Here is a 16,268-nt window from a genome sequence, read left to right as displayed (position 1 = left end):
GAGCCCGCCGAAATGCCGCGAAAAGAATGGCAATCGTCACAATTCGGGGCTGTCCGGCAGCAGAATGCGGGGCTACACATTTGAGGCCCGCAACGATCCCTCGAGTCGCGGCCGATTTCCGGATGTCGCCTGCCCCATGTCTCAGATTCGCCCGCTCATCCCCCTTCTCGTTACCGCAGGCATCCTCATCGGCGGCAATGGCCTGCAGGGCACCTTCATCTCGCTTCGTGCATTGGAAGAGGGGTTTTCGACATCCCTGATCGGCGTGATCGGCGCCGGCTACAATATCGGCTTCGCGCTCGGCTGCGTCTATGTCACGCGCATCCTGCGCGCCATCGGCCACATCCGCACCTTCTCGGCAATGGCTGCGATCGCATCGGCCGCGGCGATCTGCATGGTGCTCGTCATCAATCCGCTGATGTGGTTCCTGATGCGACTGCTTGCCGGCATCTGTTTTGCCTGCCTGTTCGCGACCGTCGAAAGCTGGCTGAATGCCAGCGTCACCAACGCCAACCGGGCGCGCACCCTTTCGGTCTACCGCCTCGTCGATCTCGGATCGGTGACGGCAGCCCAATATGTCATCCCCGGCATCGGCCTCGAGGGCTTCGAACTCTTCGCCATCATCTCCATGGCGCTGACGCTGTCGCTGGTCCCGATCTCCTTCGCCGATCGGTCGAGCCCCGTGGCCCCGGAAGCCATCCGCTTCGATGTGAAAGCGCTCTGGAACATCTCGCCGCTCGCGACCATCGGCTGCATCGTCGTCGGCCTGACCAACGCCGCCTTTCGCTCTCTCGGCCCGATCTATGGCCAAGGCATCGGCCTCTCCGTGACGGCCATCGCCACCTTCATGAGCGCCGGCATCATCGGCGGCGTCGTGCTGCAATATCCGCTTGGCCACTATTCCGACCGGCTCGACCGCCGGCTGATCATCCTGATCGCCACCTTCGGTTCGCTGCTGGCCGGCCTGTTCCTGGCGTTCGGCGCCGGCAACGACGAGTGGCTGAACTTTGCCGGCATCTTCCTGTTCGGCGCCTTTGCAATGCCGCTCTATTCGCTCTGCTCGGCCCACGCCAACGACCATGCCGCAGAGGGCCAACATGCACTGGTTTCGGCAGGCATGCTGTTCTTCTGGTCGCTCGGCGCGATCATCGGGCCGCTCTTTGCGTCGTTTCTGCTCGAGATCTTCGGGCCTCAGGCGCTCTTCATCTACACGGCCGCCGTCCTCTTCCTGTTCATGCTCTACACGCTGCAGCGCATGACGGCGCGCGGGCCGGTACCTGCGGAAGCGCGCGCCATGCCGTTCCGCAACCTCCTGCGCACCTCGTCTTTCTTCAACAAGCTTGCCGCCGGCAACAACCACAGGCGCAAGGACGGCTGACCCTGCGGCAAGATGCGCGCAGTCCGGCTAATTGCTGAATGCGGCGATCAGGTTTAGAACCGACGCCAGAGCGGGATGAGGAAAAGTGTTTGCGGTTTTCCGCCTGCATCCCGCTCTAACGTGATCTAACCAGTTGCCGAGATTGCCTGAATGCCCGCCATCAGTCGCCGCACCTTCCTTCAAGGTTCCGCCGCCCTCGGAGGCGCCTTTGCGCTCGGCGCCGGCATGGCGGCACGCGCCGGCACCGCCCGCGATCCGCAGATCCTGACGGCGCAGTTTACCAAAGCGCAGATCGCCACCGACGGCATCACACCGAAAGTAATGACCTACGGATTGGGAGAGGCCGAGAGCGGCGGCATGCCCCCGGTCCTGCGCATGCGCAAGGGCGAGCCCTACGCCGCCCGCCTCCTCAACCGGCTGGACGAGCCGACGACGGTGCACTGGCACGGTCTTCGCATCGCCAACGCCATGGACGGCGTGCCCGAGCTGACGCAGCCCTATGTCTATCCGGGCGATCGCTTCGACTATCTCATCACGCCGCCGGATGCCGGCACCTTCTGGTACCACCCGCACTGCAATACCCTGACGCAGATGGGCGCCGGCCTGACCGGCGTGATCGTCGTCGAGAACCCGGAGGATCCGGCGTTCGATGCCGAGATCGTGCTCAACCTGCGCGACTGGCGGCTCGGCACAGGCGGCGCCTTCATCGATCCGTTCAAGCCGCGCGACGCCGCACGCGGCGGCACCTACGGCACGGTGCGCACAGCCAATTGGCAGCAGGAACCGACCTATGATGCGCCGGCCGGCGGGCTGGTGCGCGTGCGCATCGCCGCCACCGACGTCACGCGCATCTATACGATCGGCCTCGATGGCGCCGGGGCGATGGTAATCGCGCTCGACGGCAATCCGGTCGACAAGCCTTTCGCGCTCGATCGCTACGACTTCGGCCCCGGCCAGCGCGTCGATCTTGTCGTGCGCATGCCCGATGAAGAGGGGCAGACGGCCGTGCTCGGCAATTTCCGCGGATCGAACCCCTGGACCATCGCGCGTTTCCGTGCGACCGGCTCTTCGCTGAAACGCGACCTCCGCGATGTCGCCCCCCTGCCCGCCAACCCGATCTCCGAGGCGGACCTTTCCACCGCGACCCGCGTGCCGATCGAACTGACGGCAACGGCCGAGCATAAGGCTGCCCCTTCTATCTGCGGCTCGCTCGGCTATACGTTCTGGGCGATCAACAAGGTGCCGTGGCCAGGCGACACCCCGGATCCGATCGCACCGATCGAGGAGATGAAGCTCGGCAAGAGCTATGTCCTGCAGGTAGCCAACCGAACGCCGCACGCGCATCCGATCCATCTGCACGGCTTGAGCTTCCGCATCCTCAATTCCAACAAGCGGACATTCCTGCCGCCGCCGACCGATACGATCCTGCTTTTGCCCGACGAACAGGCGGAACTGGCGCTGGTGGCCGACAATCCGGGCGACTGGGTCATTCATTGCCACATCATCGAGCACCAGAAGACCGGCATGACGGGTTATTTCAAGATCGTCTGAGATTTCGATTGTGACAGATGGCGCGACGGGCTACACGAAAATGTAAGCCGCATTTTTGCCATAGTGATTTAAATCTGATGATTGAAACAACCGCAGACCTTGAGGCGGCGTGCCAACAACTGGCCCGCTCAAATTATATTACGATCGATACTGAATTCCTGCGCGAGACAACCTTCTGGCCAGAGCTCTGCCTGATCCAGATGGCGAGCCCGGATCTCGCCGTCATCGTCGACCCGATGGCCAAAGGCATTGATCTGTCGCCCTTCTTCGCGCTGATGGCCAACCCTGAAGTCATCAAGGTATTCCATGCCGCGCGTCAGGACATCGAGATCATTTTCCATCTCGGCAACCTCATTCCGCACCCGATCTTCGACACGCAGGTCGCGGCCATGGTTTGCGGGTTCGGCGACAGCGTCTCCTATGACCAGCTCGTCAACCGCGTTACCGGCACCCAGATCGACAAGTCTTCGCGCTTTACCGACTGGAGCCGCCGGCCGCTGACCGACAAGCAGCTCGACTATGCGCTGGCCGACGTCACGCATCTGCGCGACATTTACCAGTACCTGGCCGCCGAACTGGAGCGCGAGGGGCGCTCGCTGTGGCTGACCGAGGAGATGGCGATCCTCGAGGCGCGCGACACCTACGACCTGCATCCGGACGACGCCTGGCAGCGTCTGAAGATGCGCGTCAAGAAACCGATCGAACTCGCCACGCTCAAGACCGTCGCCGCCTGGCGCGAACGCGAGGCACGCGCCCGCAACGTGCCGCGTGGCCGCATCCTGAAGGACGACGCCATCTACGAGATCGCCCAGCAGCAGCCGAAGGACGCGGAAGCCCTGGCACGGCTCAGGACCATTCCCAAGGGCTGGGAACGCTCCAGCGCCGGAACGGCGGTCATCGAAGCGGTCAATGAGGCGCTCGCGATTCCCAAGGCCGATCTGCCGAAACTGCCGCGTCAAAGCCATACGCCGGAAGGTGCCGCTGCCGCAGGCGAAATGCTGAAGGTGCTATTGAAGCTCATCGCCGAAAAGCAGGGCGTGGCCGCGAAGATCATCGCCAACAGCGACGATCTCGACAAGATCGCCGCCGAAGGCGAGAAGGCCGATGTCGGCGCGCTCAAGGGCTGGCGGCGCGAACTCTTCGGGGAAACCGCGCTGAAGCTCATCAATGGCGAAGTGGCTCTTCGTTTCGTCGACAAGAAGATCGAGACGGTGGAGCTCAGCGGCTGAGCCTGCAAGGGCGGAGCCAAGTTTCCGCCCGAATCCGGCTCTAGCCGAAAGCCCGGCGGAACAGAATCACCATCGTCTCAAACGAGGTGACAGGGCGTGGAGCCGGCGCGGTTAACCGGGCCGGCCGACACGGATGCCGCTTCTTCCGGTACCAGGGCTTTCCGCATGCGTTGGCGTTTCTCCACTTTCGAAGGACTGCTCCTGCTCCTGGTGGTTGCGGCCGCCGGCGCAGTCTACGCCTGGATTGCCTATGGCACAGGCGCGCTGATCGGCGCGACCTATGCGCTGTTCATGTGCATTCCGATCATTGCGTTCGAGCGGCGCATCATTTTCCGACGCCTCAACCGACGAATTCACGCCTTCTCGACACCGATGTTTTTCGCCGCCTCGCTTGCGATCTACTTTGTGCTTCTGGACGTCGGCTACGCGGCCGCCGGTCTGATCATGCAGACAAGCGGCGCTTTCGGAGACGTCTACTGGATGGAGGCGATGATGCCCTCCAAGACGGTGCTGCTCTATGCGCTGACGATCTCGGGCTCGCTCATCTTCATCCTCCGGGTCCGCGAACTTCTTGGACGCGACGTGTTCCTGAGCCTCCTGACGGGGCGTTACCGCAGACCGATCCAGGAGGAGCGCGTCTTCCTGTTCATCGACCTCGCCGGATCGACCTCCTATGCCGAACGCTACGGCGACCTCAGGATGCAGGAATATCTCGGCAAGCTCTTTGCGACGATTGCCGACCCCGTGCTGCGCTATCGCGGGTCGATCGACGACTATGTGGGTGACGCCGCCGTCATCACCTGGCCTTTCGACCGCGCCACCAACAACGCGGCCTGCATCCATTGCGTCTTCGACATTCTGGAAATCATCGATGCGGACGCGCACCGCTGGCAGAAGGAATTCGGCGAAGTCCCGCGCCTGCGCGCGGCGCTTCATGGCGGCACCATCGTCGCCGCCGAAATCGGCCTCGATCGGCACAAGATCACCTATTTCGGCGACACGGTGAACACCACCGCCCGGTTGGAAGGCTTCTGCAAGACGCTCGGCCACCAGGTGCTGATCTCCACCGATCTCGCCCGCAAGATGCGTCTGCCGCATTACGTCCGCGTCGAAGATCTCGGCGAGCACGCCGTCAAGGGACGCGGGCAGAAGCTCGGCGTGCTGGCGCTGCGTGCCGGAGGCTCGACGCCTGCCCTCGCCCCCAGTGCGGCGGAATAGTCATCATCGGGCGGCAGCCGCTTCAGCCGTGCAGCTTTGCGCCCTTGGTGATCTTGTCGACCAGCTTCTTGTCCGCGTGGATCGCGATGCCGGCAACGGCGGCATCATCCGGGCTGGTCTGTGCGAAGACTGCGCGGTTGGCGCTGTCGTGACCGGTGGCGAACATTGCATCGACATAGATCGACGCCCGGACGTCTTTCTCGATCGCACGGCGTTGAATGTTGCCGAGCGTCTTCCCATCGGCGGCAAGTACGATGATCGGCTGAACGCTCAAGGCGTTGTAGACGTTGCCGGCGCCGTCGCGATAATCTTCGCCGATGATGTCGGGCTTCTGCCCGGCAATACCGGTGGCGAGGAAGGCGGTGACGTTCAGCTTCTGCCAGGTTGCCAGGTCCTCGCGCAATACGATCGCAAATTTGGTATCGAACATGAAGGTCATCTCCATTTCAGCCCGACAGGGCGTGCCGGAAGACGCATTATCGGAGGATGCCGCGATCGATCTTGAACGATTGTGCGGCGCGCCGGGCGATGGCATCCGCGTCGCTCCGGTGGTCGAAGGCATCGAGCGCATCGAAGCGCGGCTACACGGGAAATTCTTCGAGCCGCACCGCCACGACACCTATGCGATCGGCGTCACGCTCGGCGGTGTTCAGACGTTTCAGTACCGGGGCGAAAGCCGCTTCAGCAAACCTGGCAGCATCATCATCCTCCACCCGGACGAGATCCACGATGGCGGCGCGGGAACGGAGATGGGGCTACGCTACAGGATGATGTATCTGCAGCCGGAAAGGCTGCTTGCCGCGCTCGACGAAACGAGCCGCTCCCTGCCCTTTGTCGCAGCACCGGTGGTGGGTGATGAGGCTTTGCGGCAGGCAGTCGGGGAAGCCTTGATGGACCTCGACAATGGCATTGACGAGCTGGCGCTCGACGACATCCTCGTGCGGATTGCCGAGGGCCTCTATCGGCATGCCGGCGCCAAGGACATCAAGCCGGGAAAGGCCGACAGGCACGCGGTTCTCGAGGCAACAGAATTCCTTCGCGCCAACCTCGAACGGCCCGTCGGTTCCCAGGAACTCGAAGCGATCAGCGGACTTGATCGCTTCACGCTCGCCCGGCAATTTCGCAAGGTTCTCGGCACCAGCCCGCACCGCTATCTCTTGATGCGCCGGCTGGAGCGCGCCCGGCAGATGATCGCCAGGGGCGAAAGCCTTGCAGGCGCGGCGCTCGAGACCGGCTTCGCCGACCAGGCGCATTTCACCCGCCATTTCAAGCGAGCTTACGGCATCACGCCCGGGCGCTGGTCAAGCCTTACCGTCGCCGGCTGAGCCTGTCACCAAAGCTTCATCGGCCTGTAAAGCAAGCATCACCCAACCGTCATCAAAGCCGCCTATCGGGTTGCCTTCTACAGTCCCGCGCGTCCGATCGGACTCGCAAAGGTCGCTGTAGCACTTTGAATGGCTGCATGCCTTTGTCCTGAAATCGAGGGCGAGGAGACATGCAGGAGGCTCCAACCCATGGTGACTTTCATGACGAAAACGCTTCTCGCCACCGCGGCTCTTTCTCTTTTGATGACGATGGCCGCTTCGGCCGAGGAAAAGTCCTTCACCGCTACCCTGAAGGGTCACGCGATCCTGCCGGCAAACACGATCATCGCGGCCCCCTCGGACGCGCCTGAATACCTGAAAACCTCGGGCAAGTTCACCACCCCGGACCGCAAGCGCGCCGAGGCGCTGGGCACCGTTCCGGGTAAGGACGGCGTTCGTCCGACCGGCCTGTCGCTGCCCTTCGATGGCCAGCCGATGCAGGGCTTCTCCGGCATCAAGGCGATGGAAGACGGCACGTTCTGGAGCCTCTCCGACAATGGCTTCGGCAGCAAGATGAACTCCAGCGATGCCATGCTGATGCTGCACCATGTGAAGATGGACTGGGATGCCGGCAAGGTCGAGGCGCTGAAGACAGTGTTCCTCACCGACCCGGACAAGAAGGCGCCCTTCCCGATCGTCATGGAGGGCTCCGACAAGCGCTATCTCACCGGCGCCGACTTCGACGTCGAATCGATCCAGCCGGTCGCCGACGGCTTCTGGGTCGGTGAGGAGTTCGGGCCTTACATCCTCAAGTTCGATCTCGACGGCAAGCTGACGGACGTCATCCCAACGACCGTTAACGGCAAGCCGATCATGTCGCCCGACAATCCGACGCTGGCGCTGCAGGCTGATCCGTCGAAGAAGACGCCCGCCTTCAACCTGAAGCGCTCCGGCGGCTATGAGGGCATGGCCCTTTCCAAGGACGGCAGCAAGCTCTACGGCCTGCTCGAAGGCCCGCTCTGGACGGACAGTGAAACAGTCGAGCAGGCCGAAGGCCGCCCGGCCCTTCGCATCATCGAACTCGATGTTGCAAGCAAAGCCTGGACCGGCCGTAGCTGGCTCTATCCGCTGGCTGAAGGCGGCGAGGCGATCGGCGATTTCAACATGCTCGATGACCGAACCGCGCTGGTGATCGAACGCGATAACGGCGCCGGCACGGTCGACAAGGCCTGCGCCGATCCGAAGGACCCCAAGCCGGACTGCTTCGCCACCGGTTCCAGGGTCAAGCGCATCTACAAGATCGCCTTCGACGACAGCAATGTCGGCAAGGCCGTGCGCAAGATCGGCTACATCGACCTGCTGAAGATCGCCGATCCGGATAACAAGAAGCGCCAGGGTGGCGGCGAAGGCTTCTATGACATGCCCTTCGTCACCATCGAAAACGTCGACCGCGTCGATGCGACCCACATCATCGTCGGCAACGACAACAACCTGCCGTTCTCGGCCGGCCGCTCACTCGACAAGGCCGATGACAACGAGTTCGTGCTGCTCGAAGTCGGCGATTTCCTGAAGGCCGAATAAACAAAAAGGGCGCGCGAACACTGCATGTTTCCTTAAATCGTTCGCCGATTTAAGGATAAAAACATGCAGTAAATCAGCCGGCTACAGCGACCTTTGCGCGTCCGACAGGACGCGCGGCGCTGAAGCGTTCGCGCGCCCTGCCCGTTTCATCCGGGGATTTTCTTCGACGTCAGCTTTCGAAGTGGAAAGCGAGCCGCTTGCCGGTAAGCTTGCCAAGTTGCTGCAGGCGCCCATCCAGTCGTTCGCCCGCAAACTCCGAGTAAGCGGCCGGAACGACGATTTCGAGATCCACGTCCGGCTGAGACGACTTGCGGAACGTCAGGTTCCGCGCGATCCCAGGCATCGATGCCGAGAAGAGATAGGCGACACGCAGCAAGCCGCCGAGCAGCTTCGCCAGCTCCAGCAGGCGCGGCGTGGTGATACCGGCGAGCGCGTTCGTGGCGCCGTCGTCGTTCAACCCTTCGAAGCGATAATAGTTGGCGAGCGCGATATAAGCGCGGCCCGCATGGGTAATCCCCGAAAAGGTCGAGTGAGCGATGATGTTCAGTGCCTGCAGGCCGCGATAATCCGGATGCGCGCGCCAGCTGATATCGGCGAGCAGGCAGGCGGCTTGACGATAACGGCTTTCCTCTTCCGTTTCCTCGATCCCGAAGAACGGCACCATGCGGCCGGTCCAGTCGGCCAGTTCGCGGGCGTGCTCGGGCGAGCGGGCGCGCAGGATGGCGATCTCGTTCGCCGCCGTCAGCAATGGGTCCTGGGCGCGTTCCTCATGCTTCAGCAGCGAGAACAGATAGCCTTCGCGCACGCCGAGCGCCGAGAACGAAATCCGCTCCGGCTCCATGATCGCGAGCGCTTCCTGCATGGCGATCGCCCCGAAGGGCAAAAGGCTTCGGCGGCTCTTCGAGATCGTCGAATAGGCCGAGGGCTTGATGTTCTTCGGCTCGATCACCTCCGGCAGGAGCGCCATCGCCTCGTCAAAGGAAATCTCGTAGCCCTGCATCATGTGCAGCGGATAATCGCGGATCTCCATGTGCAGCTTGGCGATCGAGCGCCAGGTGCCGCCGACGGCATAGAAGGTGCGCCCCGTGCCGGTCTTCAGGACAGCCGAGTTCTTCATGAACTTGCGCACCCAGGTGCGCGCTTTCGTCAACGAGCCGTTGCTGTGTTCGAACAGGCGGATGCCGCCGAGCGGCAGGGTGATGCCCTTGCCGATCTTCGTGCCCGAGACGTCGACGAGTTCGAGGGAGCCGCCGCCAAGGTCGCCAACGACGCCATCAGGATCGTAATAGCCGCTGACGATGCCCATCGCGGAATAGTAGGCCTCCTCCTCGCCGCTGAGGATGCGGACCTTATGACCAAGGATGGCCTCCGCCTTTTCGATGAAAGCCGGGCCGTTGCTGGCCTCGCGCGCGGCCGCGGTGGCGAGCACGTACATCGATGTCGCACGCGCCTGCTTCGAGAGCGCGTGAAAACGATGCAGCGCCTTCAGCGCACGCTCGACGCTTTCTTCGTCCATGCGACCGGTGGCATCGATACCCTTGCCGAGACCGCACATCACCTTTTCGTTGAACAGCATGGCCGGCGAGCGGCTCAGGCCTTCGTAGACGACAAGGCGGATGGAGTTCGAACCGATATCGATAACGGAAACCGGGCGGATGCCGGGCAGACGCCCCTGCGCTTCAGATTCGACCATGCAATTCCAGTTTATTTGTGCCAGCCGCTCTTCCAGCCGGCGATGAGCTTCGGTGCGCTGGACTTCAGGGCCTCGCCCCGGCCGGAGAGGCTGGGATTGGTCATGAAATAGTGCTGTGCGTTGAAAGGCTCGGCGTCCTTGCCGACTTCCATCCGGCGAGAGGTGCCGTCAGGAAGAATTTCGTAGCTCTGCTGGTTGTCGATGAGATTGCCCAGCATGATCTGCGACAGAACCTGTTCGTGCACAGTCCGGTTGATGAGAGGCACGAGCGTCTCGACCCGCCGGTCCAGATTGCGCGGCATCATATCCGCCGAGCCGATATAGACAAGGGCATTTTCCGATGGAAGCCCGTGACCGTTGCCAAAGCAGAATATGCGGGAATGCTCGAGGAAACGGCCGACGATGGACTTGACGCGGATGTTGTCGGAGAGCCCCGGAACCTGTGGTCGCAGGCAGCAGATGCCGCGCACCACGAGGTCGATCTCGACGCCGGCGCGGCTCGCCTTGTAGAGCGCGTCGATGATTTCCGGATCGACGAGCGAGTTCATCTTCATCCAGATCGCCGCCGGGCGCCCGGCCTTGGCGTGCTCGATCTCTTCATCGATGTGCTTGAGAATACGCGGGCGTAGCGTGTGCGGTGAGACCGCCAGCTTCATGCCCGCCTCCGGCTCGCCATAGCCGGTAATGAAGTTGAAGATGTTCGCCATGTCGTGGGCGATCACCGGGTTGCAGGTGAAGAACGACAGGTCCGTGTAGATCTTCGCCGTCACCGGGTGATAATTGCCGGTGCCGAGGTGGCAATAGGTCCTGAGCTTGCCCTCCTCGCGCCGCACGACCATCGACATCTTGGCGTGGGTCTTCAGTTCGATGAAGCCGAAGACGACCTGCACGCCGGCGCGTTCCAGGTCGCGCGCCCAGCGGATATTGGCTTCCTCGTCGAAGCGAGCCTTGAGCTCCACGAGAGCGGTCACCGACTTGCCGGCCTCGGCGGCGTCGATCAACGCACGCACGATCGGGCTGTCATTCGAAGTGCGGTAGAGCGTCTGCTTGATGGCGACGACATCAGGATCGCGCGCCGCCTGCAGCAAGAATTGCACGACGACGTCGAAGGATTCATAGGGGTGGTGGACGACCATGTCCTTTTCGCGGATTGCCGCAAGGCAATCGCCGGCATGTTCGCGCACCCGCTCGGGAAAGCGCGGATTGTAGGGCTCGAAGCGCAGGTCGTCGCGCGGCGCCTTGGTGATCTCCGAGAGCGTGTTGAGTGCCAACAGCCCCGGCAGAACGGCAATGCGGTTTTCCGGAACGCCGAGTTCCTGCACGACGAACTGGCGCAGCGATGCCGGCATCTCCGAATCGGTCTCGATGCGGATCACCGATCCACGGCGACGGCGCTTCAGCGCCGTCTCGAAGAAGCGCACCAGATCCTCGGCCTCTTCCTCCACTTCGATATCACTGTCGCGAATGATGCGGAACGTACCGGAACCCTTCACCTCGTAGCCGGGGAACAACCGGTCGATGAACTGGCTGACGACATCCTCGAGCGTGATGTAGCGGATGACGTTCTTGACGTCAGGCAGCCGGACGAAACGATCGAGCGCCACCGGCAAACGCAGGAGCGCGGTCATCGGCTCGCGGCCGGTCTTGCTGACGAGCTGCAGGCCCATCGAAAAGCCGAGGTTCGGAATGAACGGGAACGGGTGGGCCGGGTCGATCGAGAGCGGCGTCAGCACCGGGAAGATCGACTGATCGAATTCGTTGGCGAGCCAGCTCTTGTCCTGCGCCGAAAGCGACGCCGGACGCACGATCAGGATGTCCTCCTTGGCGAGATACTGCTGCAGCACGGCAAGCGAGGCCTGCTGCTCCATCTGCAGGTTGTCGATTTCCTTGAGAATGTCTTCGAGCTGCTCGATCGGTGTCTTGCCGTCAGGCGAACGCATGGCGAGGCCCTGGCGGACCTGTCCTTCGAGGCCCGCGACACGCACCATGAAGAACTCGTCGAGGTTGGCGGCAGAGATGGACAGGAAGCGAATACGCTCCAGCAGCGGATGGGCCGTGTTCAGCGTCTCTTCAAGCACGCGACGATTGAACTGCAGCCAGGAGAATTCGCGGTTGATGAAGCGCTGCGGGCTGGCCAGCAGATCAACTTCCTCCGCCGCAGCCTGGTTCTCGTTCACCGCCGATACCGCGTTATCCATGCTCATTCGATCCCATTGCTCCGGTTGCACCGGCTATCTCAGTTTGACGACGGTTCTGTGACAGTCAATCGGACCGCCGCTGATTCCCCAGTTCTTCAAGAACTTCGGAGGCGAGCGCTCGGCTGAGCTTCGTGCCGCGCGAGAGCGCCAGATGATCGATCCGCTCGACGATCGTCTGCGCTGCTCCCAGCGACCGCTCCATGCGCTGGACGATGTAGCCGACGAGCCGTTCGTCGACGAAGAGCTGACGGTCGGCGAAGAGCTTGATCAGCACCTGCGTCAGCAGCTCGTCATCCGGCTCGCCGATCTCGACGACGGTCGCCGCCTTCAGGCGCGAGCGCAGATCCGGCAGCGTCACCGGCCAGGACATCGGCCAGAGCCGCGTGGTCATCAAGAGCCCGGTGCCGTGCTGGCGTACGTTGTTGATGACGTGAAACAGGGTGGTGTCGTCGAAGCTGTTCCGGTCGGCGTCCTCGAAGAGAACAGGCTTTTCCGCCGCAATCAGCGCGGCATCGGAGCCGGCGAGCGGGTGGATTACCTCGGCTCCTGCCCGTTCTTTCCAGATGCTGGCGAGATGCGATTTGCCGGAGCCAACCGGCCCGGCGATGATGACGACCGGTGACGGCCAATCCGGCCAGTGATCGACGATGGCGATCGCCGCGCTCAGCCGGTCGGAGACGAGCAGATCCTCACGGCCCGTCGCCGGGTCGTGGCCGAAGGCCAGGGGTAATTGTTCGAATGGGCGTTTTGTCATGCTGTACTCGGGACAATCGTCGGAAATCAGGCGGCCTTGTCGCTCTTCGCCTTCTTTTCCACGGCCTTGCCGTGCCCGTGATAGAGGTCGCTATCAAGGTACCGCTGGATGCCGAAGCGGACAAGCACGCCGATGGCCGCTGCCGCCGGCACCGCCACCAACAGACCGACGAAGCCGAACAGCGCGCCAAAGGCAAGCAGGGCGAACATCAGCCAGACCGGATGCAGGCCGACGCTTTTGCCCACCAGCTTCGGCTGGAGGATGTTGCCCTCCATGAACTGGCCGCTGAAGAAGACTGCCAGCACGAGGCCGATCCAGAGATAGTCCGGCCAGAACTGCACCAGGGCGACGCCGACGGCGAGCACGAGGCCGACCATGGATCCGACGTAAGGAATGAAGCTGATCATGCCGGCGAAAAGGCCAATCAGCAGGCCGAAATTGAGGCCGACGAGCGACAGGCCGATGCCGTAGTAAAGGCCGAGAATGACGCAGAGCGAACCCTGTCCGCGCACGAAACCGGCGATTGTCATGTTCATGTCTCGGGCGATCTGGCGCACCGTCGTCACATGGTCGCGCGGCACCCAGCTATCGACCTTCTCGACCATCCGGTCCCAGTCGAGCAGAATGTAGAAGGCGACGACGGGGGTGACGACGAGCAGCGAGATGACGTCGAGCAAAGCCACGCCGGAGTTCCAGAGCTGCTGGAAGAGCGTGCCCAGGAAGGCGGCCCCCTGTTCCAGCAGCTTGCCGGAACTTTGCTTGAGCGACGGCATCTGGCTTGCCAGCCAATCCGGAATGAGCCGTGTCTGCGCTTCGTTGACGAGCAACTGCAGCTTGGCGGCATAGCCCGGGATGTTCGCAATGAAATCCGAAGCCTGACTGACGACCACGGGAATGATGATCATCAGTGCAAGCACGAAGACGACGACGAAGCCGATCAGGATGACGACCGTCGCCATCAGCCGGCTGAGGCCCAGCCGCTCGAGACGGTCGGCGACCGGATCGAGGAAATAGGCAAGCGCCATGCCGGCAAGGAACGGCAGCAGGATCGAGCTGAAAACCATGAGGAAGGCAATGAAGGCGGCAAGCACCAGCAGCCAGAAGATGACCTGGCGCTGCAATCCGGAACCGCTGACCTTGATATCCATGATGCTCCCTTTAGATCACGATGATTTTAGGTCGGATCGGCCTAAAATCATCGTGATCGTTTCTCATAAGTGAGAGCGGGACGCGGGCGGAAAGCCGCACGCACTTCTTCTCATCCCGCTCTAGCGCGCCGCGCGCACCGATCGCGTATCACAATCCTTCAAAGGAGATAGGGGGCGGCGCGGGCGCCGGTCAAGTCCAACCGGGCGGGAGCGCGCGGTTTGGAGCGATACCCGCTCGCTTCCATCGTGGGATATGGGCAAAATGTTGAAAAAACGCCGTTGACGACAGCTCTCGGCTTGCACTCCCCTGCCTGCCGTGCCAATCGCATCCGCAAATTACCTGTCGCACGACGAGCCTTGGAGAACGAGCATGAGCCAGTCGGGAAAGAACGGCCTCACCTATAGCGACGCGGGCGTGGATATCGACGCCGGCAACCTGATGGTCGAGAAGATCAAGCCGCATGTGCGCTCGACCAGGCGGCCTGGTGCCGACGGTGAGATCGGCGGCTTCGGTGGCCTCTTCGATCTCAAGGCTGCGGGCTTCACCGACCCGGTTCTGGTTGCCGCCAATGACGGCGTCGGCACCAAGCTCAAGATTGCCATCGACGCCAACAAGCACGACACCGTCGGGATCGACCTCGTCGCCATGTGCGTCAACGATCTGGTGGTCCAGGGCGCCGAACCGCTGTTCTTCCTCGATTACTTCGCGACCGGCAAGCTCGACCCGGATCAGGGTGCGGCCATCGTCGCCGGCATTGCCAGCGGCTGCCGGGAAGCGGGCTGTGCGCTCATCGGCGGCGAAACCGCGGAAATGCCGGGCATGTATTCCGGCGGCGACTATGATCTTGCGGGCTTTGCCGTCGGCGCTGCCGAACGCGGTCAGTTGCTTCCCGCCGGCGACATCGGCGAAGGCGACGTCATTCTCGGCCTCGCCTCGTCGGGCGTTCATTCCAACGGCTATTCGCTGGTACGCAAGATCGTTTCGCTCTCGGGCCTTGCCTGGGACGCCCCTGCTCCATTCGGCGAAGGAACGCTTGCCGACCTCTTGATGACGCCGACGCGTATCTATGTGAAGCCGCTTCTGAAGGCAATCCGCGCGACCGGCGCGATCAAGGCGCTCGCTCACATCACCGGCGGCGGTTTCCCGGAGAACATTCCGCGCGTGCTGCCGAAGCACCTGGCGGCCGAAATCGACCTCGATGCAATCAAGGCGCCGAAGGTATTCTCCTGGCTCGCACAGACCGGCGGCGTTGCTGCCAATGAAATGCTGCGCACCTTCAATTGCGGCGTCGGCATGATCGTCGTCGTTCCGGCTGACAAGGCCGCAGAGGTTTCGGCGGTGCTGACCGGCGAAGGCGAAACCGTCTTCACCCTTGGCCGGATGGTCGCGCGCGCCGAAGGTGCTGCCGGCACGATCTACAAGGGCAGCCTCGCCCTATGACGAGCGATGTGACGTCAGGCAAGAAGCGGGTCGTCGTCTTCATTTCGGGCGGCGGCTCCAACATGCTGGCGCTCGCAAAGGCAACGGCCGAGCCCGGCTTCCCGGCCGAGATCGTTGCCGTCATCGCCGACAGGGCGGATGCCGGCGGGCTCGCCAAGGCGGCGGCGCTCGGCATTCCGACGAGGAGCTTCCAGCGCAAGGATTTCGACAGCAAGGACGCGCACGAGGCGGCGATCCTTGCCGAGCTCGATCGCCTGTCGCCCGACATCATCTGCCTGGCTGGCTACATGCGGCTGCTTTCCGCGACGTTCATCCAGCGCCATGAAGGGCGGATCCTCAACATCCACCCCTCGCTGCTGCCGCTGTTTCCGGGCTTGCATACCCACCAGCGCGCAATCGACGCCGGCATGAAGGTCGCCGGCTGCACCGTGCATTTCGTCACTGAAGGCATGGACGAAGGCCCGATCCTCGCCCAGGCGGTCGTGCCGGTTCTCCCCGGCGATACGTCCGACAGCCTTGCTGCACGGGTGCTGACCGTCGAGCACCGCACCTATCCGATGGCGCTTCGAATGATGGCCGAGGGCAAGGTGCGCATAGAAGGCGGCCGCGCGGTGATCGATGGCGCTCGCGAGGCAACGGGCACGCTGATTTCGCCGGCGGCGTGATCGTCCGCGGCTGTCGTGAGCGACAGCAGTCCAAGCGAGCTTGGCTACCCCCTTGTGGGGAGATGCCCTGGCAGCGCAGAGGGGCATCTCCACCTTCGTCGTCATTGC

The 16,268-nt window shown here is 62.8% G+C and carries 13 protein-coding genes; 8 read left to right on the top strand and 5 right to left on the bottom strand.

Features of this window, described 5'->3' with window-relative positions:
- The first annotated feature begins 136 nt into the window (after positions 1 to 136).
- From AC1Z3V_RS23310 to AC1Z3V_RS23295, 4 genes are all read left to right on the top strand, one after another.
- A complete protein-coding gene (locus AC1Z3V_RS23310; protein ID WP_483502009.1) occupies positions 137 to 1,378 on the top strand; it encodes an MFS transporter in 1,242 nt (413 codons plus the stop codon).
- Between the two features lie 150 nt (positions 1,379 to 1,528).
- On the top strand, positions 1,529 to 2,929 hold the full coding sequence (locus tag AC1Z3V_RS23305; protein ID WP_483502008.1) for a multicopper oxidase domain-containing protein: 1,401 nt from the start codon (positions 1,529 to 1,531) through the stop codon (positions 2,927 to 2,929).
- A gap of 77 nt (positions 2,930 to 3,006) precedes the next feature.
- Entirely contained in the window at positions 3,007 to 4,158 is a 1,152-nt protein-coding gene (gene rnd, locus AC1Z3V_RS23300) for a ribonuclease D (protein WP_429808559.1), read from the top strand.
- Between the two features lie 165 nt (positions 4,159 to 4,323).
- Positions 4,324 to 5,376, top strand: a complete 1,053-nt coding sequence (locus AC1Z3V_RS23295; RefSeq protein ID WP_483502006.1) for an adenylate/guanylate cyclase domain-containing protein — start codon at positions 4,324 to 4,326, stop codon at positions 5,374 to 5,376.
- A gap of 22 nt (positions 5,377 to 5,398) precedes the next feature.
- Here AC1Z3V_RS23295 and AC1Z3V_RS23290 read toward each other — a convergent pair whose 3' ends face one another.
- Positions 5,399 to 5,806, bottom strand: coding sequence for a DUF2000 family protein (locus tag AC1Z3V_RS23290; protein WP_483502004.1), 408 nt, complete (start codon positions 5,804 to 5,806; stop codon positions 5,399 to 5,401).
- Here AC1Z3V_RS23290 and AC1Z3V_RS23285 point away from each other — a divergent pair.
- The gene (locus tag AC1Z3V_RS23285) at positions 5,805 to 6,701 is read left to right on the top strand and encodes an AraC family ligand binding domain-containing protein (RefSeq protein ID WP_483502003.1); all 897 of its coding nucleotides are present in this window, start codon (positions 5,805 to 5,807) and stop codon (positions 6,699 to 6,701) included. The two genes, AC1Z3V_RS23290 and AC1Z3V_RS23285, sit on opposite strands and share 2 nt — an antisense overlap.
- 201 nt (positions 6,702 to 6,902) lie before the next feature.
- On the top strand, positions 6,903 to 8,261 hold the full coding sequence (locus AC1Z3V_RS23280) for an esterase-like activity of phytase family protein (protein WP_483502001.1): 1,359 nt from the start codon (positions 6,903 to 6,905) through the stop codon (positions 8,259 to 8,261).
- Between the two features lie 169 nt (positions 8,262 to 8,430).
- Here the strand turns inward: AC1Z3V_RS23280 and ppx are convergent, their stop codons facing one another.
- From ppx to AC1Z3V_RS23260, 4 genes are all read right to left on the bottom strand, one after another.
- Positions 8,431 to 9,954: an exopolyphosphatase gene (gene ppx / locus AC1Z3V_RS23275; protein WP_429808547.1), complete on the bottom strand. Its 1,524-nt coding sequence runs from the start codon at positions 9,952 to 9,954 to the stop codon at positions 8,431 to 8,433.
- 11 nt (positions 9,955 to 9,965) lie between these two features.
- On the bottom strand, positions 9,966 to 12,152 hold the full coding sequence (locus AC1Z3V_RS23270) for an RNA degradosome polyphosphate kinase (protein ID WP_483504136.1): 2,187 nt from the start codon (positions 12,150 to 12,152) through the stop codon (positions 9,966 to 9,968).
- Positions 12,153 to 12,216: 64 nt separating this feature from the next.
- Positions 12,217 to 12,906, bottom strand: coding sequence for a DnaA regulatory inactivator HdaA (hdaA, locus tag AC1Z3V_RS23265; protein ID WP_483502000.1), 690 nt, complete (start codon positions 12,904 to 12,906; stop codon positions 12,217 to 12,219).
- Positions 12,907 to 12,932: 26 nt separating this feature from the next.
- Positions 12,933 to 14,054, bottom strand: a complete 1,122-nt coding sequence (locus tag AC1Z3V_RS23260) for an AI-2E family transporter (protein WP_429808541.1) — start codon at positions 14,052 to 14,054, stop codon at positions 12,933 to 12,935.
- A 370-nt stretch (positions 14,055 to 14,424) separates the two neighbouring features.
- Here AC1Z3V_RS23260 and purM point away from each other — a divergent pair, with 370 nt between their 5' ends.
- Positions 14,425 to 15,495 (top strand): phosphoribosylformylglycinamidine cyclo-ligase, encoded by a 1,071-nt coding sequence (purM, locus tag AC1Z3V_RS23255; protein ID WP_483501998.1) that lies wholly within the window; start codon positions 14,425 to 14,427, stop codon positions 15,493 to 15,495.
- Positions 15,492 to 16,160: a phosphoribosylglycinamide formyltransferase gene (gene purN / locus AC1Z3V_RS23250; RefSeq protein WP_483501996.1), complete on the top strand. Its 669-nt coding sequence runs from the start codon at positions 15,492 to 15,494 to the stop codon at positions 16,158 to 16,160. The genes purM and purN overlap by 4 nt, the downstream gene beginning before the upstream one ends.
- The last annotated feature ends 108 nt before the right edge of the window (positions 16,161 to 16,268 follow it).

The organism is Ensifer sp. 38_S197, from assembly GCF_056924495.1.
The sequence above is the reverse complement of the archived record's forward strand: the minus strand, read 5'-3'. Positions and strand labels throughout refer to the sequence as shown.

Excerpts from the sequence above, each read along its gene's own strand:
- rnd (WP_429808559.1), top strand. The coding sequence starts at position 3,007 with ATGATTGAAACAACCGCAGACCTTGAGGCGGCGTGCCAACAACTGGCC.
- AC1Z3V_RS23310 (WP_483502009.1), top strand. The coding sequence starts at position 137 with ATGTCTCAGATTCGCCCGCTCATCCCCCTTCTCGTTACCGCAGGCATC.
- AC1Z3V_RS23260 (WP_429808541.1), bottom strand. The coding sequence starts at position 14,054 with ATGGATATCAAGGTCAGCGGTTCCGGATTGCAGCGCCAGGTCATCTTC.
- AC1Z3V_RS23305 (WP_483502008.1), top strand. The coding sequence starts at position 1,529 with ATGCCCGCCATCAGTCGCCGCACCTTCCTTCAAGGTTCCGCCGCCCTC.
- purN (WP_483501996.1), top strand. The coding sequence starts at position 15,492 with ATGACGAGCGATGTGACGTCAGGCAAGAAGCGGGTCGTCGTCTTCATT.
- ppx (WP_429808547.1), bottom strand. The coding sequence starts at position 9,954 with ATGGTCGAATCTGAAGCGCAGGGGCGTCTGCCCGGCATCCGCCCGGTT.
- AC1Z3V_RS23290 (WP_483502004.1), bottom strand. The coding sequence starts at position 5,806 with ATGTTCGATACCAAATTTGCGATCGTATTGCGCGAGGACCTGGCAACC.
- AC1Z3V_RS23280 (WP_483502001.1), top strand. The coding sequence starts at position 6,903 with ATGACGAAAACGCTTCTCGCCACCGCGGCTCTTTCTCTTTTGATGACG.
- AC1Z3V_RS23285 (WP_483502003.1), top strand. The coding sequence starts at position 5,805 with ATGAAGGTCATCTCCATTTCAGCCCGACAGGGCGTGCCGGAAGACGCA.
- hdaA (WP_483502000.1), bottom strand. The coding sequence starts at position 12,906 with ATGACAAAACGCCCATTCGAACAATTACCCCTGGCCTTCGGCCACGAC.
- AC1Z3V_RS23270 (WP_483504136.1), bottom strand. The coding sequence starts at position 12,152 with ATGGATAACGCGGTATCGGCGGTGAACGAGAACCAGGCTGCGGCGGAG.
- AC1Z3V_RS23295 (WP_483502006.1), top strand. The coding sequence starts at position 4,324 with ATGCGTTGGCGTTTCTCCACTTTCGAAGGACTGCTCCTGCTCCTGGTG.
- purM (WP_483501998.1), top strand. The coding sequence starts at position 14,425 with ATGAGCCAGTCGGGAAAGAACGGCCTCACCTATAGCGACGCGGGCGTG.